Here is a 24,577-nt window from a genome sequence, read left to right as displayed (position 1 = left end):
AAGCGCGCAGAACTATCAAAAATATCCTTGGCGGTAATCTGCTCGGGTATTTAGAGCAAATGAAAACAACTAACCTAAAACCAACCATAATGAAAAATCTCAAGCAAATTTGTACTTCAGCTGTCCTACTATTTTTTGCCGGCAATAGTTTTTTAATGGCACAAAATAATACGGGCAATAACGAATTAACTTTTAAATCGCCTACTTATATAGCGTCAGCAATATTTAACTGGCCGCAATTAGATGCTGACAGCAAGGGTTATAATAATTTAGATTTCTTTCTTACCATAGAAAAAGAAGCCCCCAATTTCTATTGGGCACAGCAATTCTCTTTTAAAAATGGTAAAACAGGATATATGGGCCTTCAAAATTCGGCTTCATATAAAGGTGAGAAAACAAAAATTGCCATTTTCTCAATTTGGGAAGCAAAAACTGTCGAAAGTCCAAATGGTTTTGCCAAAGCCTTTGGGCATGAAGGTTTCGGGTATTCTTGCAGGATAAAATACAATTGGCAGGAAGGACGTAAATATCGCGTAAGGGTTTGGGAACTTGGCAAGGCAGAAGCACCAAATAGCGGAACTTGGTGGGGCTCTTGGGTTATGGATATGGAAACTGGAAAAGAGGAATTTATAGGAAAAATCTTGGTTCCGGATACTTGGGAATGGCTTAATGCTACATCCTACAATTTTACTGAATATTGGGGCTCACAAGATGGCAATAGACATCCATGTAGTAGTATTGGGTATACAAAAACCATTTATGATTTTCCAACAATGGCCAACGGAACTGTAAAACCTACCAAAGCTATTTTTGAAAGAAATGACGAATGCGCATCACTTACAACAACGGGACAAATTGGGCCAAATACCTATAAAGTAGAAGCAGGAAGCCAATAAATTCTGCAAAGTTATATAAACAATCAATCATCAAGTTACCCAATATCAACCCAATTGCAGGTTTTGGAAGTTCCAGAAAAGACCAATCAACATAAATAATGTTCAAAATTAATAACTAACAGAATATATTTTGAAGTTGCAAGCAAAACTGCTTTTACTGTATCTTTATAGCCTGAATAAAATCTTCAGAAAAATATGGATATAGCACAAATTTTTAAGAACAATCAAACCTGGGTGAGTGAAAAATTAGGCAACGATCCCGACTATTTCAAGAACCTAGCCAATGGGCAAAACCCTGACATCCTTTATATTGGTTGTAGCGACAGCCGTGTAACAGCAGAAGAGATTATGGGTGTAAAGCCGGGCGATGTTTTTGTGATGCGAAACATCTCTAATATGGTTTCCAATCTTGACCTCAGCGCAATGAGCGTTATTAATTATGCGGTTGATGTTTTAAAAGTGAAGCATATTGTAGTTTGTGGCCACTACGGTTGCGGGGGCGTAAAGGCGGCTATGGAATCAAAAGATCTGGGGATTCTCAATCCGTGGTTGCGAAACGTTCGGGACGTTTACCGACTGCACCGGGACGAGTTAAATAAAATAACCGATGAGGAAGAAAAATACCGAAGGTTGGTAGAACTGAACGTACAGGAACAGTGCGTAAACATTATAAAAACAGCTGACGTGCAATTAGGCGTGCGTCATGGCAATCTCACCGTTCATGGCTGGGTAATGGATATGGCCTCAGGAAAACTAATAGACCTGAAAATAGATTTCGAAAAGGTGCTGGAAGGCATTATGGAAATTTATCATTTGGATAAAGATGAGATAGAATCCAAGTAAAAATTCTATCATCAAATACCAATAAAAAGAAAGAGGCTGTTTATATAAACAGCCTCTTTCTTTAATGTAGCAGTTTTACCGCTTAACAACTTTAAAGGTTGCCTGCATATCTCCAGAGGTGGCATTGATAAAATACATACCGCTTTCCAAGCTGGCCATGTCAATTTCAGTAATATTGCCATCAGCAGCGCCTTGGGCCACTAATTTCCCCAGAATGTTATATATTTTATAACTATCCAATTTGTAAAGGGATGCCACCGTCAATTTGTTAGCAACAGGATTGGGGTAGAATGAAATATTCATTCTAAATTTATCCGCAATCGAGGCTACATTATCCACGGTAATAGTACCTTCCATACTGGAATGCACATCACATTCGTAAGGATTTACTCCTACTTGCGTAAACGTATAGGAAAATTGGCTGCCAGCACCGGTAAGGATTCCACTGTCAAAACTTTCCTGGCTGCCAGAATCACTTGTTACCGAATGCGGTACCTCATCTGTCCAAGTCCATCTTACAGTGTCGCCCGGTTCTATGGTTATACTCGCATTGGCATTCGAAATGCCTACAAACCAGTCCAGGTCAAAAGTTGTTTGTGCATTTGCCATGGAGACTGTAAGTGCCATCAAAAAAAATAGTTTAATTTTTTTCATAATATTTGATTTTAGATTAATAATTAATTGAACTGTCTTTATATTTTTTTTTACAATCAAGATTCTTAGAAAACACGACTGATATTAAAGCCAAAAAAGAAGTTGCCATCGCTCCAATCTCCCTGTCCCTGAACAATAAATCCTTCTTCAAACATAGCTTGTGCATTGGTAAAATGCATTTGGAATACGTGGCCACCCGTTTCAATATCTACCCCTACCGACAACGGATTTCTAAAACTGGAGTGATCATTTCGGTTCAAATGAAGGCCGTAGTCTGCGTTAATACTTACTCGATTTGAAATTTTATATCTGCCTCCCAAGCCGAGGGCGAATTGGTTTGCTTCTTCATCGTAATTTATTGTGGTTCCATTTGCCAAAACTTCGCGGCTGCGGGTTGCCAAATTTTCATGGATATAAGTTGGAGCAAGTAATAATGAAAATGATTCGCCAAATTTTTTCGATAACAATAATTGCGAAGTGTAGGTAAGCCTATCCTCAAATTCCAGCTTTGCGTATTGGTCTTTTTCCAAAGATGTGTTTATGGTAACCAAATTATAACCCACTATGGTTATTGGAAACCCTTCCCGCTCCTGCGGAATTAGGCGATATTTGAGATTCGCCCCGTATTTTTGTTGAAATGAGCTGCGTGCAACCCCTACATTCAACCAATTTGTAAACCCGTATATAAATTTCAACTGGGTTACAGCGTTGTCCAGACCGAAAAAATCTTTGAAACCATTTTTTACCGAACCAAAACGATGTGCTACAACAAAGTAAAAATCGTTTTTATCGGCCAGTTTTGTAGATTCAAAATTTACAACCTTCAGTCCTTTAAAAGTAGCAGTTACCGTTTTATCGATTACCGCTTCACTTTCAAGGTTGTTCAAAAGATCATCTTGCGAAAAAATTGATACCGGAAGTAAGAATATTAAAAATGCCCATTTTTTCATCATTGCGCTATTTTATAAGTGAACATTGATCCAGTTTCACGATTTCGAACAATTCGTCATACCCAATGCATCTACCTTTGATGCTTACTTTTTGATTTACCGATACATTTGAAAAAGACTCGTTGAAACTGGCGTAAACGCTTTCTTCCAAAGTAATTGCACCTTCTTCCAGATCTGTAACTATGCCCGTTACCGTTATAGTTTTATTCAGCAAGTCTTCGGCATCATTTTTTTTGAAACGTTCCAATAAATAGGGTGCCGTAATCTCCAGCTGTGAAGTCTCTGTCTTTATGTCTCTGTGATCCTGATAGAGGTAGTTATAGCCAAAAAAGCCTATCAATGCGAGTATCAGAACCAAGATTAGAAATTTTCTTTGCTTGCCCATGGGTTCCATTTTTATTGTTGCTGTAAATTGAATTCCACTGAAACGTTTACATCTTCAGCAATTTTATTACTTACAATTGAAGGAATTTTAATATTGAAATCTTCCGGATGCATTACAAAATGGGCTGTAAGCGATACAACATCGCCATTGACCGAAATAACCGCCGGCACCTCCATATTTTTATCCACACTATGAAGATTGAAAGTACCTTTGATTAAATACTCTTTCTTTCCAGCAACTTCAGAAATGTCAAAATCCTGAATTGTTCCTTTAAAAGTCGCTTTTGGATATTTGGACGATTCAATATAGTTTTCGTTAAAGTGTTCTTCCATCAGAGCCACTTTAAACCGAAAGCCTTTCATTAGCGCGAGTGCTGCAAAATTTCCAGAAGCCGCATCTAAAACTGCACTTACATCGGTGTTTTTCGCCTTTACCTCTTCAAATGAAGGAACGGAAGCTTCAAAGTTTATTTGTCCTGTTTTGGTGGCGTATTTTCCCTGCCCCATTGCCGAAGCAACACATGCAAAACAGATGATTAAGAAAATGGTTGTAGTTTTCATAATTATTAATTTTCCAGTAGTCCATCAATGTTCCACTGCATTATTAAATCAATTTGTTGTTGTGGCAGGCGCGGACCGCCCAAAGGCATCAATCCTTGCTCGCCTTCCTCTCTACTAATACGGTCTAAAAGGTCTCTATCTTCCACCGCATCTTTATTTTCGGAATAATTGGTTAACCCCATCGGCGCACCATTTTGCGGAGGATTGCTGTGGCAAACCGTACAATTATTTTGAAATATAAAAGCCACATCGTTGTAGGTTACCAGCTCCCCTTGATTTTCCTCTGGCATTTCTTCAATGTCATCATAGGTACTTGTGGTACAACCTACCAACAAAAGAGAAATTAAGATCTGCGCAACGGTTTTCATAAAGAGTTGTGTTTTCAATTTATATTTATTGAACTTGGGTTTTCAAAAGAAAATGAGCGATACTAGTTGGATGAAAAAAATCATCAGTGGTTACACAGTATCAATATTCCCCCAGCCCATAGTCAAAATTTAGGGCAGTTATAGTTTTTCAAAAGTCAAATAATCTGTGCCACCGTTACCACCACTAACATCAAAGAGTTCTACTCTAGTGGTTGTGTAGGTAACAACATCCCAATCGTCGTTCAATTCGTCAAAAGGAATTGCAGTTCCAAAATCTAGTATTACATCAAGACCGCTTCCGCTTGTTACGACACTCCATGTTCCGCTAATGGTATTATTGCTATTTACTGTAAGGACACTTCCATCTGCATTAAATGTAAGCGCATAGCCGTTGTAATCGTTTGTTTCGTCATCGCCGTCGTCTATGTAGCTTGCTACTAACCATTGGCCATCAATTAAGATATTTGTAAGCTCCGTTGTGTTTCCACCACCGCTGCAACCTTGGTACGGGTTTCTTCCGAAATCGAGATAATCCGTACCGCCATTTCCGCCGCTAACATCAATCAATTTTATTATTTGGGCATCAAAACTTAGTACGTCCCAATCGTCATTTAAGTCGTCAAAAGGATCGTCGCCGCCAGTTATTTCGAAGTTTAAAATAAGGTCTATGCCGCTGCTACTACTCGTAACCGCCCAAGTACCGTTTACTGTGTTGGTGGTGCTGGTAGCTGTAACCGTTTCATTTGCATTAAAGGTGAATTGGTAATCCACATAATCACAAGTTTCGTCAGTTCCATCGTCGTCTAAAAGGTTCACATACTAAACACTAGTTGTAAGATTATCAACAAAATTTGAAGTGTTTCCGCCCCCGCCGCCGTTAGGTGTGCGCTCAAAAGTTAAAAAATCTACGCTGCCATCGCCGCCGCTCATATGTTTCAATTTAATAATGTCTTGGGTGGCTTCAATAATATCCCAATCTTCGTCAAGCTCATCAAACGGATCGCTATTGCCGAAAAACAGTATTAAATCTGGAGTTGTGCTCGGCGTTAGTTGCCACGTGCCCGAAACAGTATTTGTGGAATTTTCGGCTTGCGCTGTATTGTCTGGTGCGAATGTAAATTCATAACCCGCAAAATCATCGGTTTCATCTTCATCGTCAAAGAAATAGGTAACAAACCAAGAGCCTGAAGTTAAAATAGATTCAAAGTTTGAAGGAGCCCCACCGCCATTTGAGATGCAGTCTGAAATTAAGGTTGTCAATTCCGCATTGCTATTAACCCCTACTACTGTTCCGTCATGTAAGACCACATTTATGGGAAACTGCAACGCTATATAAGTTCCATTTTCTAAAGAAAGCAGTAACGCCAAAAGTTCGGCATCGCTCCCAACCGTTTGGGTTCCGGTTTGCTGCTGATTTGAATTATATATAAAAAAAGTTACTGGGTAAACAAGGTCTATACCATCAATTGAGGATGTATTATTGCCGTCCGTGGTGCGAAGCAGCAAATCACCCAATTCAGAATCTACCGCTATTATATTGGTATCTGGGTTTTCAACGATGGGAGCGTCGTCTTCTGAACAAGCATTGGCCACAAGCAATGTGAGACAAATAAAAACGGTTAATTTGATCAATCGGTTCATTAAAATTTCTTTTAGGTTATATATGAATAAGACAGCCAAGCGATAAAAAACCCTACCCTATTTTTGAGAATTTTGAAAAATCCAGCAAGGGCACTGAAAATTTGGGCAAAAAAAATCACCCGTATATAGGGTGATCTGATGTGAATTAAAAAGATATGAAGTTTTACAAGTGCGTTTTCAATTTTTCCTGAAGATTAACGTATCCTCTATTTCTCCTTGGCTATTCCGGGTTATAAAAGTGACCCTAGTAGGAACGTATTGTAAAGCCTTATAATTTTGGTCGTCTGCCCTGTTAATTGGACTGTCCATATCAAATTCAAAATTGAGTTCTTGGCCGGTCACCGTAACAACCCAAATTCCGTAAACGTTCTCGGTTCCGTTTGTAGCATAAACAGTTTCGTTGTTGTAGAAGTTGAAATCGTAACCATTAAAGTCTGCAGTTTCATCATCGCCATCGTCCAAGAATTTTTCGACATACCAAGTGCCAGATATAAGAATATCGCGCAGTTCCTGTGGATCGGGACCTCCTCCACCGCCGCCATTTGGTTCACGGCCAAAAGTAAGGTAGTCTGTTCCGCCGCCACTTACATCGGAAAGTCTGATAATGGTTTGAGTTGCTTCCAGCACATCCCAATTATCGTTCAACTCTCCAAAATCACCATTGGTTGTAGTTTCAAAATTTAAGATAAAGTCTAAATTACCACTGTCCATTTGGGCAGTCCAGTATCCGTTGACCGTATCGTTATTGCTTACTGCGGTGGCAGAGCCATTTCCGAAAAAAGTAAATTCAAATTCATTGAAATTTGCGGTGTGGTCAACGCCATACTCTTCCAACAAATTAACGTACCAGCTGCCGGTTATCAAATTTTCAATAAAAAGATTGAGCTCTGTATTTGTCCCGCCAGTGTTCGGTTCGCGACCAAAAGTCAAGTAATCTATACTTCCATCGCTACCGCTAATGTGTTTCAATTTAATAAATTCTGCATTGGCTTCAATTATTTCCCAATCTTCGTCAAGTTCGTTGAGCGGAACACTACTTCCAAAGAATAAGTCCAATTTAAAATTTTCTACCAGGGCCCAAGTTCCACTTATCACCACCCCAGATTTTACGCTCTGTGCGGTGCCGTCTAGAGCAAAAGTAAACTCATATCCGGCATAGTTGTCAGTCTCATCGTAATCGTCAAAAAAGTAATCTACATACCAAATGCCGGTGGTTAAATCTTCTTCAAATTGCGAAATATCTATCGGGTCTTCATTGGTATTGGCTACACAATCTACAATTAATGCTTGCAGTTGCTGATTGGTGTTAACTTCCACTGAAGAACCATCTTCCAATTGTACCGTAATAGGAAAATCTATACTGATAAAATCATCTGGCCCCAAACGATGCAAAAAATCAAAAAGCTCCCAATCATTAGTAATAGTCACCGTTCCCGTTTGCTGCTGATCGGTATTATAGGTGAAAAAAGAAATAGGATAAACAATATTCAAACACCCAATTTCGGCATCGGCAATATCACAAGTTGCAGCAAGGGCATCCAAATCGGTTTGATTAGTTATCGTTACTTGGGTATAATCAAACAATTCCAAAGAAATTGGAAACATAATTTCCAAAGTATCCGTATCGTTAGGAAACAGATTAAAAATATCTTTAATAATATTTATGTCTTCAGGAGTATTTACCGTCACTTGCTGTCCGTTGGCAATTACCGTTACGGGTAAAATTACTGATGCGCAGCTATTTCCATCAATTATATCGTCATACGCGCCAGGATTTTGGGACGTTCGCAATAATAAATCGGTTAATTGCGAATTGGAGTTAATGGTTTCCTCTTCGGTTTCATCAATGTGCTCCTCTTCTTCTTTTTGGCAAGAAAAGATAAAAACACCTAAAAAAACCAACAATATTAAACGGAGGAAATATGTTTTTTTCAAATTATAGACCTTTATGCTACAGTAATAACAAATTAATAAAAATTAACCCTACCCTCCAAGTTGAATAACTTTTAAATATATTTGAAAACCATCAATTTCACGTATGAAACAATCTGAAAACGTCTGTAACGAAAATACATTCAACCAGCTGTATGAAGTGCATGGAAAACCAGTGTGGCGATTTATCTATTTTAGGTGTGGTGACCCGGCACAGGCAGACGATTTGGTACAGGAGGCATTTATAAAACTTTGGCAAAATTGCGCAAAAGTTACCCGAGAAAAGGCAAAATCATTTCTGTACACCGTTTGCAACAACGCATTTTTAAATGAAGTGGCCCACAAGAAAGTAGTTTTAAAACACGCCAAGAGACAAGCTGATAAAACCAATTATCAATCGCCAGAATTTTTGATGGAAGAAGACGAGTTTCGCGAAAAGTTGAAAAAATCACTTGAAAACCTCACGGAAGCCCAGCGCACCGCCTTTCTTTTAAATAGAATTGAAGGAAAAAAATACGCCGAAATAGCCCAAATGCTCAATATTTCAGTAAAAGCCGTGGAGAAAAGAATGAGCCAAGCCTTGGCAGTGCTTCGGAAGGAAATAGGAAATGTTTAAGATAAATGGTAGGGTAATGGTTTGCTGAACTGTTTCACCAATGAATACACTTGAAAATGGAAAATGATTATTTATTGCATAAATGGCTGAACAACGAGGCCACGCCGGAAGAACTGGAACAGTTAAAAGCCGATCCTAAATACGCTTCCTATATAAAGATTGCAGATGCCAGCTCAGATTTTGAGATTGCTGAAATGAATTCCCAAGCAAATTTTGAGGCTATTTCAAACAAAACAAAATCTGTGGGGCGCTTACAAAACCGGAATATTTTTTCAGTAGTCTGGAAGGTGGCTGCCGTATTTGCATTGTTGCTTGCAGGATACTATTACACAACAACCCTTGATACTTCAGTAAAAACCGAGATTGCACAAACCCAAAGATTTCTGCTCCCCGATGGGTCTGAAGTAGCGTTGAACGCTGCCTCCAAAATTACATACAACAAAAAAGATTGGGCCAATATCCGCGAACTTACGCTGGATGGGGAAGCATATTTCAAAGTAAAAAAAGGCAGTAATTTCAGCGTAAAAACCGATGAAGGAACGGTTAGCGTACTTGGCACACAGTTCAATGTCTCGGCTCGGGACGGTTTATTTACCGTCGCGTGTTTTGAAGGTTTGGTGAGTGTAGCCTTTAACGATACTTTGTTAAAACTTCCTGCGGGACAAAAAATACAGATAGAAAATGGTAAATTGATGCTAAATGAAGCCAACCCCAACCATTTGCCCGTATGGCTGAATGATGAAAGTAGTTTTGAAAATGTGTCACTTCAGCGGGTATTGGAGGAATTGGAAAGACAGTTTGCCGTTAAGGTAACCGTAAATAATGTAAATCTCGACAAGAAATTTACTGGCACTTTTACACACAAAAATCTTGAACTCGCATTAAAATCAATTTGTGAGCCCCTGCAATTGACCTATAAAATTAGTAATAACGGAGCAGTAACCATTGATGCCAAACATAGCAAGTAGCTACAAAGTCTTTCTTTTAATTTTGGTGTTCTGTGTTTTGGGAGCCAATGCCACAGCACAGAAAACCGAAGAAACCACACTTTTAGCTTATCTGGAAACTTTGGAAAAGAAGCACGATGTACGTTTTTCGTATGTTCACGAAGAAATTGAAGGGATAAAATTGATAAAACCTTCCGAAGATGTTGTGGGCATTGAGAATGTACTTTTATATCTTCGGGAAAATACACCCTTTCACTTTAACCGAATCAATGAGCGATATATTACCATAACTTCCCATAAAAATTCCGGACTTCTTTGTGGTAGGCTAATTGATTATGAGACTCAATTGCCGCTGGAAGGCGCAACCATTATTGCAGCGGATAATTCGTTTAAGACAATCTCGAATGCCGAGGGTTTTTTTTACGTCCCGCAGCAACCTGCAAATACCAATTTCACCATTAGCTTTGTGGGCTATTCACGGCTTGCATCGAGCACGTCAAAATTATCAACAGATTGCAGCGCATTACTGATGTTCGCATCTATTTCTGCACTTGAGCCGGTTCTAATAAACAATATTTTTACAAAGGGGATCAATAAAAACCTGGACGGTTCCGTTGTTCTTTCCACCGAGCATTTTGGTCTGTTGCCCGGACAGGTTGAAAACGATGTATTGCAGATAGCACAAGCGTTGCCCGGCGTGGAAAGTGTGGACGAAACTATTTCAAATATCAACATACGTGGCGGAATGCACGACGAAAATTTATTGCTCTGGGACGATATAAAATTATATCAAAGCGGTCACTTTTTCGGTCTTATCTCTGCCTTCAACCCGAACCTCACAAAAAAGGTAACGCTTTATAAAAACGGAACAAACATACGGTATGGCGAGGGAGTATCGGGGGTTTTGGATATGCACTCAAAAAATACAGTTTCAGCCAAAACCGAGGCCGGAATAGGTTTCAATCTAATAAACGGAAGCGGATATTTAGACCTTCCACTTTCTGCAAAGGCAAGCCTTGAGGTAGCAGGAAGAAAATCCAGCAACGAAGTTTGGGAATCGCCCATTTACAAAAATTATACGAAACGGATTTTTCAGGACAGTGAGATCAGCAATTCCGAAAGCACCCAAAATAATATTGGAATTGGTACGGACGAAAATTTCAGTTTTTACGATTTCGGCGCCAAATTATTGTGGGATATTTCTGAAAATGACAAGCTTCGTTTTAATTTTCTGACCATAGACAATTCCTTGGATTTCACTGAAACCTTGGCCATCAATTCCCAATCAAAAACAAGTAAATTGGACCAACGCAGCTTACTTGGAGGCATTTCGTGGAATCGTTTATGGGGGAACAGTATTGAAACTACCATTTTGGGATATGGCAGCTATTATTTGCTGGATGCCCTAAACCGAGATATTTTTACCAGTCAGGAACAAATTCAAAAAAATGAGGTTTTGGAAACTGGGGTTAAAATTGACGCTAAGGTGGTGCTTTCAAAAAACTTAAACCTTCAAACGGGTTATCATTTTTCTGAAGTTGGAATTGCCAATACCCAGGATGTAAACCTACCGCGATTTCGCAATTATGAAAAAGACGTGTTGCGCAGTCATGTGGTATTTGGCGGCATTAACTATCTCTCTAGCAATCACAAAACCTTTGTAGCTGTGGGTGTTCGCGGAAATTATTTTAACAAGTTTGATGAAATTTTAATTGAGCCGCGGTTAAGCCTGCACCAAAAATTGGGCAATGGTTTTGCAGTTGAAGTTTTGGGAGAATTCAAAAGTCAAAGTGCCACCCAACGCGTTGATTTTGAAAGTGATTTCCTCGGTATTGAAAAAAGACGCTGGATATTAGCCGATGAGGAAGACACTCCAATTTTAAAAAGCAAGCAAGCCTCGGCAGGGCTGGTTTACAGCAAAAATGGCTATTTTATAAATATTGAAGGATTTTATAAAGTTGTATCAGATATAAATAGTGCCAACCAAGGTTTTCAAAACCAATTTCGTTTTTCAAAGGCAATTGGCAATTACAAGGTTAAAGGAGCTGAAATTGTAATCAACAGAAAATCAGAATCGTTTAGTGCTTGGGTCAGCTATGTGTTGAGCGAAAACAATTATGAATTTGAAGATCTCGTACCTTCAACCTTTCCAAACAATCTGGATATGCAACACGCCGCAACATTGGCCGGAAGCTATTCGTGGAATGCATTAAAACTTGCCTTGGGTGTAAATTGGCACAGCGGAAAACCGTACACTATTCCATTGGCGGGGGCAGAAACAACAACGGAAGGTAGTTTAACAACCGTACAATATGATATGCCGAATAGCCAAAGGCTGCTAGATTATCTTCGCGCAGATTTTTCCGCAGAATACCTCTGGAAACTTTCCCCCACTTTTGATGCAAAAATTAACATTGCCCTATTAAATCTGTTAAATACCAAAAATACGGTAAACATTCGCTATGCCTTGGTGAGAGATGATACTAATGAAGTGACCGTAAATAAAGTAGAAGAATTGTCGCTGGGTATTACACCCAACTTTTCTATTCAACTTATGTTTTAGAAAGTGGTTAATTGGGTGCTGGGCGCGGGATGCTGGATGCTGGGTGCTGGGTGCGGGGGTGATGAACGAACGACGAGTGACCAGGTATGAGGTGTTAGGTGTGAGGTGTGAGGCGTGAGGTGTGAGGCGTGAGGTTTGAAGTGTGAGTTTTGAATTTTCACAAATCTTTGCGTCTTTGCTTCTTTAAATTTTCTGGCAAAAACGCAAAGACGCTTTAATTACATCCGATCTGGAACCTCGATCCCCAAAAGGGTAAAGGCACTTTTAATAATTTCCCCCACTGCTTGTGAGAGTTTTACGCGGAAGATTTTTTCTGTTTCATTGTCCGTTGCGAGAATTGGAACATTTTGGTAAAAACTGTTGAATTCCTTTACCAAATCGTATGTATAGTTTGCAATCAAAGCCGGACTGTAATTCTCCGCCGCCAACTGAATGGTTTCAGGGAACTGCTGGATAATTTTTATGAGCTCTTTTTCCTTTGGATGCATTTCGACAGATGTCAGGTCGAGTGCTCCTGAGGCTTCGAGAGAGACCTCTCCAGCTTTTCGTAGAATAGACTGAATCCGCGCGTAGGTATATTGTATAAAGGGTCCCGTATTTCCCTGAAAATCCACGCTTTCCTCAGGGTTGAAAAGAATCCGTTTTTTTGGATCTACCTTTAGTATGTAATATTTTAGCGCGCCCAAACCGATCATTCGGTAAAGCGCTTCCTTTTCTTCTTCTGAAAAATCGTCAATCTTCCCCAGTTCTTCTGAAATGGTTCGCGCAGTATCGGTCATTTGCGCAATCAAATCATCAGCGTCAACCACTGTTCCCTCACGGCTTTTCATTTTCCCCGAAGGCAGGTCCACCATTCCGTAACTTAAATGGAACAGATTTTCAGCCCAACTGTAACCGAGTTTTTTCAAAATTAAAAACAGCACTTTAAAGTGGTAATCCTGTTCGTTGCCCACGGTATAGATCATTCCGCCCACATCTGGGTGGTCTTTCACCCGCTGTACGGCAGTGCCGATGTCCTGCGTCATATAAACCGCGGTGCCGTCGCTACGCAGCACAAGTTTTTCATCCAGTCCCTCCTCGGTTAAATCGCACCAAACGGAACCATCATCCTTCATAAAAAATACATCTTTTTTTATGCCTTCCTCAATAATATCTTTCCCCAAAAGATAGGTGTCGCTTTCGTAATAATAAAAATCGAAATCTACGCCAATGGCTTTATAGGTTTCCCCAAAGCCTTTATAGACCCAGCCGTTCATTTTGTTCCAAAGCGCTACGGTCTCTTCATCGCCGGCTTCCCATTTACGGAGCATTTCCTGTGCCTCAAGAATTAGTGGGGCCTGTGCCTTCGCTTCTTCCTCGGTCTTCCCTTCGGCTTTTAGGGCTTCAATCTGCTTTTTGTATTCCTTGTCGAATTTTACGTAATAATTCCCAACCAGCTTATCCCCTTTCAAATCAGTCGAATTCGGTGTTTCCCCATTTCCGAATTTTTCCCACGCCAGCATACTTTTACAAATATGGATGCCACGGTCGTTGATAATCTGGGTTTTGTACACTTTTTTTCCGGCAGCTTTTTCAATTTCAGCAACCGAATAGCCGAGCAATACATTTCTAACGTGTCCCAAGTGCAGAGGCTTGTTGGTGTTCGGTGAAGAATATTCCACCATTAATGCTTCCTTTCCCTGCGGAACTTTTCCGAAGGAAGCAAAATCTTTCACGGAATTGAAAAAATTTAAATAATACAAATCGCTCAGGACAATATTCAAGAAGCCTTGGACGACGTTGAATTTTTCAATTTCCGAAACATTTTCAACCAAATAGCTGCCAATGGCCTGCCCAATCTGCACGGGATTTCCCTTTACTACGCGCAACATTGGAAAAACCACTGCGGTGATGTCGCCCTCAAAATCCTTGCGGGTGGGCTGTAATTCTACCGATTCAAGTTTTGCACCATACAGGTTTTCCACTGCGGCTTTAATTTGGGTTTCCAATGTTTGCTGAAATGTCATACTGAAATTTTAAAGTGCAAAGATACTTTTTTTGAATTCTTAATTCTGTATTCTATTTTCTGAATTTTCCGAAGCCATCATATAACTTTAATTTAAAGTTTTGGTAATCTTCAAATAGAAAAACCAAACGTCCTTTGCCGAAAAAAATATGGATATTTTTTTATACGTGTTTGCTGCTCTTTTTTCGGTAATAAACCCATTGGGAACGGTGCCCGTATTTGTAGGGTTGACGAGCGATGAAAGCACTCAGGAACGCAACAAAACTTCACTTTTGACCACGATAAACGTGGTGGTAATATTAATTATTTCCTTTTTCGCCGGAACGTATCTTTTGGCTTTTTTCGGAATAAGTTTGAATGCATTGCGTATTGCGGGCGGGATGATAATAGTAACCTCTGGCTTTGCGCTGTTGACGGGAACTTTTTCAAAGCACAAAGGAATGAAGAACAAAAGGGTTCAAAAGGATTTGGACAAACGCGAAAAGTTTTCGCTCACTCCGCTGGCAATACCTATGCTTGCTGGTCCTGGCTCCATTTCGTTACTAATAACTTTTAATCAGCAGTATCAAAAAACAGTAGAGATAATTTGGATTGTAATGGCCGTTTTTGCAGTTGGATTGGCGACGTTTATCATTTTGAGAAGTTCACATTACATCAGCAAATTTTTGGGTGCTTCGGGAATCAATGCCATTTCGCGGATTGTGGGTTTTATTGTAATTTCAATAGGTGTGGAATACATCAGCGCTGCCGTGATTTCTATTCTAAAAACAATAAACCCTTAAAAATTAGCGGCGGTTTTTAAGCAATGCTCCGGCTATAAGTGCCAAAACCCCAATGCCGATCATCCCTAGCGTTTGGTTGGTCAATCCTTCCTTAGCATTAACTTCCAAAGGGCCTATATCCAAAACCTGTTGCGGCACAAAAGCATTGTAAAGTCCGAAGATTATCAAAACAACCCCTACAATTAGCAATACGATTTTTAAGATTTTCATGGTTTTTGGATTATTTGGTTGAAGATTTAAAGATACCGTTTTGGAAAATAAGGCAAACTATAACTTAACGGGTTTTTAACTAATGTTTAATTATTAAAAATTATCTTTAAACAAAATATTTTAAATTGAAAATTCTACTCACAGGCGCCAATGGATACATTGGTATGCGATTACTTCCCGAACTTTTGCAAAACGGACACGAAATAATTTGTGCCGTTCGGGATAAAAATAGATTACCGCTCGATCCCGAAACAACAAAAAAGATAACCGTCGTGGAGGTGGATTTTGCCGAAGAAGTAAACACCGAATCATTCCCAAAAGATATTGATGCCGCTTATTATTTAATACACTCGATGAGCGGCTCCACCAAAAATTTTGATGAAGTTGAAGCCCGCTCAGCCGAAAACTTCAATAAATACATGGCTTCCACTACTGTGAAACAGGTCATCTATTTAAGTGGTATTATAAATCAGGACGAACTTTCAAAACACCTTTCTTCCCGAAAAAAGGTAGAGGAAATTTTATACAAGGGCAACTATCATCTAACCGTGCTTCGCGCCGGAATTGTTGTTGGTAGCGGCAGTTCTTCTTTTGAAATTATTCGGGATTTGTGTGAAAAACTGCCAATAATGATCGCTCCAAAATGGTTAAAGACTAAAATTCAACCCATTGCCATTCGCGACGTGATTGCGTTTCTATCGCGGGTTTTGGACAATGAAAAATGTTTTGACAAATCCTTCGATATCGGCGGTCCCGATGTTTTGACATATAAGGAAATGTTGATGAAATATTCCAAAATTCGTGGCCTAAAACTTTGGATAATTTCGGTTCCTGTTATGTCGCCACGGCTTTCTTCGTATTGGCTTTACTTTGTAACCTCAACTTCATATAAACTCGCTGTAAATCTTGTGGACAGTATGAAAATGGAAGTTGTAGCAAGAGATAACGACTTACAGGAAATTTTAGACATCCAGCCCATTTCATATGAGGAAGCCATTAAAAAAGCCTTTGTAAAGATTGAGCAGAATCTTGTTATCTCGAGTTGGAAAGATTCCTTGGTAGCGGGCAGGATTTCAAATTTGAAGGAATATATACAAGTGCCCAAATACGGTTGCCTTAAAGATGAAAAAAAGCTTGAGGTTACCAATCCCGAAAGGGCACTGAACAACATTTGGGCTATTGGTGGCTCGCACGGTTGGTATTATGCCAATTCGCTCTGGAAAATCAGAGGCTTTATGGACCGCTTGGTGGGTGGCGTGGGCCTTAGGCGTGGAAGAACCCATCCCGACCAAATATATACGGGTGATGCGCTCGATTTTTGGCGGGTGCTCTACGCCGATAGAGAAAGTAAAAGACTCCTACTTTTTGCCGAAATGAAACTTCCCGGAGAGGCGTGGCTGGAATTCTGCATAAATGAAAACAACGAATTGATACAGACCGCAACTTTTCGGCCAAAAGGTTTATGGGGCCGTTTGTATTGGTACTTAATGTTACCCTTCCACTATTTTATTTTCGGAGGAATGATAAAAAAGATTGCTGAAGGCGATTACGTTTCCCAACCCAATTAGGCCTTGGGCAGAAATACTTCGGCCATCATACAGCGGGCACTTCCACCGCCACAGGTTTCAATGGTGGTAAGGTCGCTGCTCAAGATTTCACAATGTTTCTCAATTGCCGCAATTTGATTTTGGGTCAAACTACTATGCGCCGCCGCACTCATTACTAAATATTTTTTGTCGCGTCCCTGTACTTGGAGCATATTGCCCGCAAAATGATGCATTTGGGCTTCGGTAATTGAGATAATCTCCTTCCCGTCCGTCTTCAAATGCTGCACCACATTTTTCTTTTCCTTGGCATCATCTATACTGTCCAAACAGATAACACAAAATTCTTCGGCAAGGCACATCATTACATTGGTGTGGTAAATGGGCACCCGCTTGCCATCAACGGTTTGGTTTGCAGTGAAGATTACGGGCAGATATTCAAAATCCTCGCAAAATTCAATAAGCAATTCTTCATCAGCACGTGGTGAAAGCGCGCAATACGCTTTATGATTTACCCTGTCGAGCAACAGACTTCCCGTACCTTCAAGAAAAAATCCTTCATCTTCCGCAGGGGTGTAATCGTAAATATTATTGATCTTAAAACCTTCATTTTCCAAACGGATCAAAACCTCCTCACGTCTTTCGCGACGGCGGTTTTCAGCAAACATTGGGTAGAGACCAATGTCGCCGTTTTCGTGAAAACTGATCCAGTTGTTAGGGAAAATGGAATCAGGGGTGTCCATTCTCAAATCGTCATTCTCTACAATCACATGTACGCCAACACCTCGCAATTTCTGCACAAAGGCATCAAACTCTGCCTGGGCTTTGGTATTTATTTCAGCATTTTTAAGGGCGATGTCTTCCTGAAAAAAATTATTGACCGCCGTCTGCTCGTTCATACGGAACGCGACCGGGCGAATCATTACGATGGTATCTGTGATCTGTTTTGCCAATTGAGGGAATTTTAGGCTGCAAATTTACAGGAATTTCCTGTTGAAAAAATGCTTTTAAATAGTAAATTAGATGTACAAAGTAGAATTACGTTTTTATTAACCGAAACATTCAAAAATTATGGATACGTTAAAAAATTTAAAGGACGAACTTACCGAAGAGTACAACACCACCAAAAAATTCCTGGATAATTTTCCAAAGGACAAAAACGATTATGCCCCGCATACCAAAAGTATGAAGCTTATGGACTTAGCAACGCACATTGTGGATATTTTTGGCTGGCCGCAGGTTATTTTGAATACCGATTATTTGGATTTTGCTGATGGCTATAATCCCGAGAAAATGGGCACTAAAGAAGATTTGTTGCAACAGTTGGAAAAACAGCACAAAGCCGGGATGCAAGCTTTGGAAAACGCAAAAGAAGCAGATTTAAAACTGAACTGGAGCATTCGGATGAACGGTGAAAAAATTATGGAATGGAGCAAGTACGGCGCCATCAGGCACGGGCTAAACCAAGTAACCCACCACCGCGCGCAGCTGGGCGTTTATTATAGATTGCTGAATATTCCGGTGCCGGGAAGTTATGGGCCTTCGGCAGATGAGCAGAATGGGTAAACTCTTTAGTTATTCTAGAATATTTTCAAGCACTCAGCATATCCCCATCTTTAACGGAATCGCCATATTCGAGAAGCATTTTTCTATAAAAATTATGCTGAAGCTGACCATCTTCAAGACAACCGATTAATGTTTCCTCTAAATCGTTGTAGCCTACCCTATCTGAAATTGCTTTGTTTAAATCATAAAGCCTAACCGGATCGGTAGTCAATGGTTTGGAATTCCAGATAGAAATCAATTTGTTTTCATAGTTCACATCTACATCTACTGAACTGAAGAAGAAATTGAGAAACGCTTTATGGAAATCGCGAAATTGCTCGTTCGGACGTTTATCAAATTGACAGCTTTTGGATATCAGCCTTTGCATTTTCTCTCGAATTATTTCATCTCTATCTTCCATAACATATCAATTTGTGTATTGAAGATACGAAGCGTATGCCTTTATAGATTTTAAAAAATAAGACTTTAGCGTCAGTTTAACTTGTGCTTTTGGATTACGTTAAAAAAATTAAGACTAAAAGCTAGTTTTCAGCTTTATAACCATTACTTTCCCATTCCAAAAAACCGCCCTGCAAGTCATAAATTTCCTTAAAACCGGCTTCTTTTAAAAGGGCAGATGCCTTGGCACTTCTTCTTCCGCTTCTACAATATAGATACACTGGCTTTTCGGGGTCTAACTTTTCAACTTTGGTTAGAAATTCTGATTCCATCACATTAATATTTTCAGCATCTACAAGATGTCCTTCGGCAAACTCCTCGGGAGTACGCACATCCAATAGTTGGATTTCAGGATTGTTATCAATTGAATCCTTAAATTCCTGTGGAGTTAGCACACGTACTTCCTGTGCTATCGTTTTCTCTTTGCACGCCGTAAAAAAAATGGCGCCGCAAAGAAGCAGAAGTATTGATATCTTTTTCATTTTTTGAGATTTTAATTAATAGTTTCACCTTCCCATTCCATAATCCCGCCTTTAAGATTGAAGGCATTTTTAATACCTATGGAATTGAGCAACATACACGCTTGTCCGCTTCTGCCACCGGAACGGCAATACACATAATAATTTTTTTGCGGGTCAAGCTGTCTTGCCTGTTGAAGAAATTCAGCTCCGTTGTAAATATCTATTTGGATAGCTCCCGGAATATAGCCTTCCTCAAATTCAGCATCGGTACGCACGTCCAAAATCACCGAATTCTCGTCCTTTTCCAACTGCTCGCTCCACTGTTGTTGTGTCAAATCTGCCATTTTAAAAATTTTCAGTAAAAATAATAAATGTGAAACGTTTAAAATTAAAAAAACCAGAAACAAAACGTTTTGGTTTTTAAAGAATATTTTTTTAGAGTTCTATTGCTTAACGGAACAGCCTATAGCTTTTGTTTCCTTTACGGAAACTTCTTTTCCTTCCAAAAGCTCATTTACGGCATTCGCCAAAAATCTTTCCTTTACTTCAGCAGCATTGCGAACGTTATCATCAATGGCACCAATGTATTTTACAATATTTTTACCGCCTTCCTTTTGAAGCAGATAAACGTGCGGTGTTTTTGTGGCTCCGTATTTTGCATAGATCGTTTGGCTTTCGTCATATAAATACGGAAAAGTAAATCCAGCTTCCTTGGCTTTTTCCTGCATAAGTTCAAACGTATCATCTGGCTGAACCTCCGGATTGTTTGGGTTAATTGCTATCACAGGATAGCCTTTTGATTTAAATTCCTTGTCCAAGGCAACCATTCTTTCTTCACTAGCAACCGCATACGGGCATGTATTGCACGTAAAAATCACGATAAAACCTTTGGCATCCTTATAATCGGAAAGCGAAACCATTTTTCCGTTTACGTCCTTCAGTTTAAAATCGGTAGCTTCATCACCGATAGTATATCCTTTCGTTTCGGTTTCGGAGTTAATTTCCGTGAATTCGGGCTGGACAATTTCGTTGATGGCAAACTCCTCGCTTTTATCTGTTGATTCATTTTTGCAGCTGCTAAAAGCGATTAATAAAAGGGCTGCAAATGATATGCTCGAAAATATAGTTTTCATAATTCAAATTTTTATAGAAATGTTTTTAATTCAGTTTCAAGTTCTTCAAAAGTAAAAGATTGCTCGTAAAATTTTCGAATGTCTTTTTTATAAATAACCGTTGCGGGAATGGCACCACTCCATTGCGGTGAAACCTTTGGAATCCAACTATTGGCGTCAGAATCATCCAATAACACCACTTCAGATTGTATGTTGTTCTTTTTAATAAAAGGAATTACTTGGCTCTCCAATTTGTCCGGAAAATCAAGGCTGACCAACAACAGTTTCACATTTTTATTGGAATAGTCCGAAGCCAATTTTTCAAAAGCTGGAAGCTCTTTTATACAGGGTTTGCACCATGTAGCCCAAAAGTTAATAACATAAATTGAATCGTTTTTCTTTTGAAGATATTGCCGTTCAAGTGCTTCAAAATTTAGGGAAACAACTTTTTTTGAATTGAAATCTTCTTTATTAATTGAAACATTTTCTTTCATTGCAAGTTCAGAAGTTGTTTCAGATTTTTTATCCAAACAGCCTTGAAACATCAAAACAAAAAGTATAAGCGGAAGTAATTTCATTTGCTAAAAATATTGAAAGTGTTACAATTAGAACAAATCATTAACGTAAGATTAATAGACTCAAGTTTTGGCGAAAAGTTTCATTTCAAACTTGAATTCTTAAATTTTGCAATAAAAGAAAACTGTCTTCCAAAAAAAATTCTATATTTGAACCCGAAACAATGAACACATTTACACAAAATACTTGGTGGTGGAAAAACTTACGGAAAATCTCGTGAGCGGAACACCTATAGTATAAAATATACGAAAAGGCTTGTCAATCACGACAAGCCTTTTTTTATTCACATATTTTGACGAAATGAAATACAATTTAAAAACATATTCAAAAAAACTGTTGGCAGACACGCTAACGCCGGTTTCGGTGTATTTGCGGTTGCGCGATAAATTTCCGAACAGCCTTTTGCTGGAAAGCAGCGACTATCACGCTAACGACAATAGTTTCAGCTATATCTGCTTTAATCCAATTGCTTCCATAAAAGTGGAAAACGAAACCATTTTTCAGCATTTTCCGGATGGAAAAAGCACCACAATTGAAATTTCAGAAAAAACGAATGTTCCAACTATTTTAGACGAATTTGCCTCCTCTTTTTCTTCGGAAGAAAGTAAATTTAAATTCATCAACAACGGTCTTTTCGGTTTTATGGCTTTTGATGCGGTGCGCTATTTTGAGGATATTGAGCTTCAAAAAAAAGAGGTAAATCTTGAAATGCCCGATTTGTTTTATGCGGTTTACCAAAACATAATCGCGATAAATCATTTCAATAACGAAGCATACATTTTTGCGCACACTTTTGAAGCTGAAAATAATATTCCGCAGATTGAGCAGATTTTAAAGTCCAAAAGTTTTGCCGAATATCCTTTTAAAAGAAACGGTGAGCGAACCACAAACTTAAACGATGAAGATTTTAAAGCATTAGTTCGAATATGTAAAGAGCATTGCCAGCGCGGTGATGTGTTCCAAATTGTGCCCAGTAAACGATTTTCACAAAAATTCACGGGCGATGAATTCAATGTTTACAGGGCTTTGCGCAGCGTTAATCCCTCGCCTTATCTTTTCTATTTCGATTACGGAAATTTTAAAATCTTCGGCAGTTCGCCCGAAGCGCAGTTGGTCGTAAAAGAAAATGCGGCTGAAATTCACCCCATCGCAGGAACTTTTAAACGTACAGGAAATGATGAACAGGACGCCGAGCTCGCCAAAAAACTTTCCGAGGACAAAAAGGAAAACAGCGAACACGTGATGTTAGTCGATTTGGCGCGAAACGATTTAAGTCGGCACGGCACGAACGTAAAAGTGGAAACCTATCGTGAAGTCCAGTTTTTTTCGCACGTAATCCATTTGGTTAGCAAAGTTACGGCAACGCAAAACCCCGAAACATCAACGATGCAGATTGTTGCGGACACTTTTCCCGCCGGAACTTTGAGCGGCGCACCAAAACATAAAGCGCTGCAATTGCTGGAAAAATATGAAAACCGAAGTCGAGAATTTTACGGCGGAGCCATCGGGTTTATGGATTTCAGCGGCAATTTTAACCACGCTATTATCATTCGGTCTTTTGTGAGCAAAAACCATACATTGCATTATCAAGCTGGCGCGGGCGTGGTTTCGGAAAGCAATGAGGAAAACGAATTACAGGAAGTTTATAACAAATTGGGGGCTTTGACAAAAGCACTGGAATTGGCGGAAAACATATAAGTCCCCCAGCCCCAAAGGGGAGCAAAAAATAATAATTCATGAAAGAAGAAATAAATAAAATTAAAAATCAGGCTCCCTTCCCCCAGGGGGAAGGGCTGGGGAAGAGGATTAAAATATTAGTCATCGACAGCTACGACAGTTTTGTTTATAATCTGGTCCACTATTTAGAGGAATTGGATTGCGAGGTAACCGTAAAACGAAACGATAAATTCTATTTGGAAGAAGTAGAAAATTACGATAAAATTCTACTTTCTCCCGGCCCAGGAATTCCCGATGAAGCGGGTTTGCTGAAAGAAGTAATTCAAAAATATGCAACATCAAAACCAATTTTTGGCGTGTGCTTGGGTCAACAAGCAATTGGTGAAGTTTTCGGTGGAAAGTTGGAAAATTTGAGCAAAGTTTTTCACGGCGTTGCTACAAAAGCAATTATTACTTCCGAAAACGAACCACTTTTCAAAGGAATTGAAAAGGAATTTGAAATAGGTCGTTACCACAGTTGGGTGGTTTCAAAAGAAGGATTTCCCGAGGTTTTGGAAATCACTTCAGTCGATGAGAATGGGCAGATTATGTCCCTTCGCCACAAACTTTATGATGTTTGCGGCGTACAATTTCATCCCGAAAGTGTACTGACACCTATGGGGAAACAGATTATTAAAAATTGGATTGAAAGCTGATTTGAAAAAGTATACAGTATTCAGTCAAAGTTTGCAGAATTGCAACTAAACCGATAAACTTTTAAACTTATAAACACATAAACTTATCGACTCATCGACTCAAATAGAAGATGAATTAAAAACAAAAGATACCCGCCTTCGCGGGCATGATATGAAACAGATTTTAAACAGATTAATAAACCACGAACAACTCAACAAAGACGAGGCTCGATCCGTTTTGGTAAATATTTCTGAAGGAAAATACAATCAAAGTCAGATAGCCGCTTTTTTAACGGTTTATATGATGCGGAATGTGAGTTTGGAAGAGCTGGAAGGTTTTCGTGATGCTTTGTTGGATTTATGTTTGGCGGTGGATTTCCACGAATACAACACCATTGATTTATGCGGAACGGGCGGCGATGGAAAGAATACGTTTAATATTTCAACGTTGGCTTCATTTGTTACGGCTGGCGCGGGAGTAAAAGTTACAAAACATGGCAATTATGGGGTTTCATCCGTTAGTGGTAGCAGCAATGTGATGGAAGCTTTGGGCATTAAATTCAGTAATGAAAAGGATTTTTTAAAGCGTAGTTTGGACGAAGCGGGAATCTGCGTTTTGCACGCACCACTCTTCCACCCTGCAATGAAAAATGTGGCACCAATCCGCAAGGAATTGGGCGTAAAAACTTTTTTTAATATGCTCGGGCCGATGGTGAATCCAGCCTTTCCAAAAAACCAATTGGTCGGCGTTTTCGATTTGGAATTGGCACGGATGTACGGCTATCTCTATCAAAAAAGCGAAAAAAATTACGCCGTTTTGCACGCGATGGATGGCTATGATGAAATTTCGTTGACCGGGCCCGTAAAGGTTATTTCAAAAAATTCAGAAAATATTTTGACTGCTGAGAATTTCGGTGTGAAACAAATTGAGGAATCAGAAATTTTTGGTGGCGAAACGGTAAAAGATTCCGCTGAAATATTTTTGGATATTTTAAACGGAAATGGCACCGAAGCGCAAAATAATGTGGTCTGCGCAAATGCCGCAATGGCGATTTCAGTAGTTCAAAATTGTTCAATTAAAGATGGTTTTGAAAAGGCGAAAGAATCTTTAAAATCTGGAAAAGCCCTGAATTCATTAAAGAAATTACAGCAAATATCCGATTGAATCAAGAATCAA

General features: G+C 39.3%; 27 protein-coding genes. 11 read left to right on the top strand and 16 right to left on the bottom strand.

From position 1 onward, the window contains the following. Positions 1-89: 89 nt before the first annotated feature. A complete protein-coding gene (locus tag MB09_RS11470) occupies positions 90-896 on the top strand; it encodes a DUF3472 domain-containing protein (RefSeq protein ID WP_165586703.1) in 807 nt (268 codons plus the stop codon). 195 nt (positions 897-1,091) lie between these two features. Beyond that, positions 1,092-1,739 (top strand): carbonic anhydrase, encoded by a 648-nt coding sequence (locus MB09_RS11465; RefSeq protein WP_045081050.1) that lies wholly within the window; start codon positions 1,092-1,094, stop codon positions 1,737-1,739. 75 nt (positions 1,740-1,814) lie between these two features. On the opposite strand, the gene MB09_RS15545 is transcribed toward MB09_RS11465, so the two are convergent. The 8 genes from MB09_RS15545 to MB09_RS11425 form a co-directional block, all read right to left on the bottom strand. Further along, positions 1,815-2,393 (bottom strand): T9SS type A sorting domain-containing protein, encoded by a 579-nt coding sequence (locus tag MB09_RS15545; RefSeq protein WP_131459896.1) that lies wholly within the window; start codon positions 2,391-2,393, stop codon positions 1,815-1,817. Between the two features lie 65 nt (positions 2,394-2,458). Further along, positions 2,459-3,346 (bottom strand): DUF5777 family beta-barrel protein, encoded by an 888-nt coding sequence (locus tag MB09_RS11455; protein WP_317619485.1) that lies wholly within the window; start codon positions 3,344-3,346, stop codon positions 2,459-2,461. 4 nt (positions 3,347-3,350) lie between these two features. Next, complete coding sequence (locus tag MB09_RS11450; protein WP_045081126.1) at positions 3,351-3,728, bottom strand: OB-fold protein; 378 nt, start codon at positions 3,726-3,728, stop codon at positions 3,351-3,353. Positions 3,729-3,739: 11 nt separating this feature from the next. After that, positions 3,740-4,288 (bottom strand): YceI family protein, encoded by a 549-nt coding sequence (locus MB09_RS11445; protein ID WP_045081048.1) that lies wholly within the window; start codon positions 4,286-4,288, stop codon positions 3,740-3,742. A 5-nt stretch (positions 4,289-4,293) separates the two neighbouring features. Then, positions 4,294-4,674 carry a hypothetical protein gene (locus MB09_RS11440; RefSeq protein WP_240484834.1) on the bottom strand — a complete coding sequence of 127 codons (381 nt, stop codon included), beginning with the start codon at positions 4,672-4,674 and terminating at the stop codon, positions 4,294-4,296. Between the two features lie 120 nt (positions 4,675-4,794). Further along, positions 4,795-5,472 (bottom strand): hypothetical protein, encoded by a 678-nt coding sequence (locus MB09_RS15540; RefSeq protein WP_052671364.1) that lies wholly within the window; start codon positions 5,470-5,472, stop codon positions 4,795-4,797. A gap of 3 nt (positions 5,473-5,475) precedes the next feature. Further along, entirely contained in the window at positions 5,476-6,297 is an 822-nt protein-coding gene (locus MB09_RS15535; protein WP_052671363.1) for a hypothetical protein, read from the bottom strand. 177 nt (positions 6,298-6,474) lie between these two features. Continuing rightward, positions 6,475-8,232 (bottom strand): hypothetical protein, encoded by a 1,758-nt coding sequence (locus MB09_RS11425; RefSeq protein ID WP_131459894.1) that lies wholly within the window; start codon positions 8,230-8,232, stop codon positions 6,475-6,477. 103 nt (positions 8,233-8,335) lie between these two features. Between MB09_RS11425 and MB09_RS11420 the strand changes: the two genes are divergently transcribed. Genes MB09_RS11420 through MB09_RS11410 form a run of 3 tightly spaced genes read left to right on the top strand, consistent with a single transcriptional unit; the run spans position 8,336 to position 12,355 of the window. Then, positions 8,336-8,845, top strand: a complete 510-nt coding sequence (locus tag MB09_RS11420; RefSeq protein ID WP_045081045.1) for an RNA polymerase sigma factor — start codon at positions 8,336-8,338, stop codon at positions 8,843-8,845. A 56-nt stretch (positions 8,846-8,901) separates the two neighbouring features. Next, on the top strand, positions 8,902-9,813 hold the full coding sequence (locus tag MB09_RS11415; RefSeq protein WP_045081044.1) for a FecR family protein: 912 nt from the start codon (positions 8,902-8,904) through the stop codon (positions 9,811-9,813). Continuing rightward, on the top strand, positions 9,794-12,355 hold the full coding sequence (locus MB09_RS11410) for a TonB-dependent receptor (protein ID WP_052671362.1): 2,562 nt from the start codon (positions 9,794-9,796) through the stop codon (positions 12,353-12,355). Before MB09_RS11415 ends, MB09_RS11410 begins: the two co-directional genes overlap by 20 nt. Positions 12,356-12,573: 218 nt before the next feature. Here the strand turns inward: MB09_RS11410 and argS are convergent, their stop codons facing one another. Beyond that, complete coding sequence (gene argS / locus MB09_RS11405) at positions 12,574-14,361, bottom strand: arginine--tRNA ligase (protein ID WP_045081043.1); 1,788 nt, start codon at positions 14,359-14,361, stop codon at positions 12,574-12,576. Between the two features lie 148 nt (positions 14,362-14,509). Between argS and MB09_RS11400 the strand changes: the two genes are divergently transcribed. After that, positions 14,510-15,142, top strand: a complete 633-nt coding sequence (locus MB09_RS11400; RefSeq protein ID WP_045081042.1) for a MarC family NAAT transporter — start codon at positions 14,510-14,512, stop codon at positions 15,140-15,142. A 3-nt stretch (positions 15,143-15,145) separates the two neighbouring features. On the opposite strand, the gene MB09_RS11395 is transcribed toward MB09_RS11400, so the two are convergent. Further along, positions 15,146-15,352, bottom strand: coding sequence for a hypothetical protein (locus MB09_RS11395; RefSeq protein ID WP_045081041.1), 207 nt, complete (start codon positions 15,350-15,352; stop codon positions 15,146-15,148). Between the two features lie 125 nt (positions 15,353-15,477). Between MB09_RS11395 and MB09_RS11390 the strand changes: the two genes are divergently transcribed. Next, positions 15,478-16,920: an SDR family oxidoreductase gene (locus MB09_RS11390; RefSeq protein ID WP_045081040.1), complete on the top strand. Its 1,443-nt coding sequence runs from the start codon at positions 15,478-15,480 to the stop codon at positions 16,918-16,920. Here MB09_RS11390 and ctlX read toward each other — a convergent pair. Further along, on the bottom strand, positions 16,917-17,819 hold the full coding sequence (ctlX, locus tag MB09_RS11385) for a citrulline utilization hydrolase CtlX (protein ID WP_084709104.1): 903 nt from the start codon (positions 17,817-17,819) through the stop codon (positions 16,917-16,919). The two genes, MB09_RS11390 and ctlX, sit on opposite strands and share 4 nt — an antisense overlap. Positions 17,820-17,967: 148 nt before the next feature. On the opposite strand from ctlX, the gene MB09_RS11380 reads away from it, so the two are divergent. After that, entirely contained in the window at positions 17,968-18,462 is a 495-nt protein-coding gene (locus MB09_RS11380) for a DinB family protein (protein ID WP_045081039.1), read from the top strand. A 25-nt stretch (positions 18,463-18,487) separates the two neighbouring features. Here the strand turns inward: MB09_RS11380 and MB09_RS11375 are convergent, their stop codons facing one another. The 5 genes from MB09_RS11375 to MB09_RS11355 form a co-directional block, all read right to left on the bottom strand. Further along, entirely contained in the window at positions 18,488-18,862 is a 375-nt protein-coding gene (locus MB09_RS11375) for a hypothetical protein (protein WP_045081038.1), read from the bottom strand. Positions 18,863-18,983: 121 nt separating this feature from the next. Beyond that, positions 18,984-19,382 (bottom strand): rhodanese-like domain-containing protein, encoded by a 399-nt coding sequence (locus MB09_RS11370; RefSeq protein ID WP_045081037.1) that lies wholly within the window; start codon positions 19,380-19,382, stop codon positions 18,984-18,986. 11 nt (positions 19,383-19,393) lie between these two features. After that, positions 19,394-19,705, bottom strand: coding sequence for a rhodanese-like domain-containing protein (locus MB09_RS11365; RefSeq protein WP_045081121.1), 312 nt, complete (start codon positions 19,703-19,705; stop codon positions 19,394-19,396). Positions 19,706-19,804: 99 nt separating this feature from the next. Continuing rightward, positions 19,805-20,494, bottom strand: coding sequence for a thioredoxin family protein (locus tag MB09_RS11360; RefSeq protein ID WP_052671361.1), 690 nt, complete (start codon positions 20,492-20,494; stop codon positions 19,805-19,807). An 11-nt stretch (positions 20,495-20,505) separates the two neighbouring features. Further along, the gene (locus MB09_RS11355; RefSeq protein WP_045081036.1) at positions 20,506-21,051 is read right to left on the bottom strand and encodes a TlpA disulfide reductase family protein; all 546 of its coding nucleotides are present in this window, start codon (positions 21,049-21,051) and stop codon (positions 20,506-20,508) included. Positions 21,052-21,349: 298 nt separating this feature from the next. Between MB09_RS11355 and MB09_RS11350 the strand changes: the two genes are divergently transcribed. From MB09_RS11350 to trpD, 3 genes are all read left to right on the top strand, one after another. Beyond that, positions 21,350-22,747, top strand: a complete 1,398-nt coding sequence (locus tag MB09_RS11350; protein WP_045081035.1) for an anthranilate synthase component I family protein — start codon at positions 21,350-21,352, stop codon at positions 22,745-22,747. Between the two features lie 107 nt (positions 22,748-22,854). Further along, on the top strand, positions 22,855-23,421 hold the full coding sequence (locus MB09_RS11345) for an anthranilate synthase component II (RefSeq protein ID WP_045081119.1): 567 nt from the start codon (positions 22,855-22,857) through the stop codon (positions 23,419-23,421). A 151-nt stretch (positions 23,422-23,572) separates the two neighbouring features. Beyond that, positions 23,573-24,565 carry an anthranilate phosphoribosyltransferase gene (trpD, locus tag MB09_RS11340; protein ID WP_045081034.1) on the top strand — a complete coding sequence of 331 codons (993 nt, stop codon included), beginning with the start codon at positions 23,573-23,575 and terminating at the stop codon, positions 24,563-24,565. The last annotated feature ends 12 nt before the right edge of the window (positions 24,566-24,577 follow it).

It is taken from the genome of Aequorivita vladivostokensis, assembly GCF_000952855.1.
GTDB lineage: Bacteria > Bacteroidota > Bacteroidia > Flavobacteriales > Flavobacteriaceae > Aequorivita > Aequorivita vladivostokensis.
The sequence above is the reverse complement of the archived record's forward strand: the minus strand, read 5'-3'. Positions and strand labels throughout refer to the sequence as shown.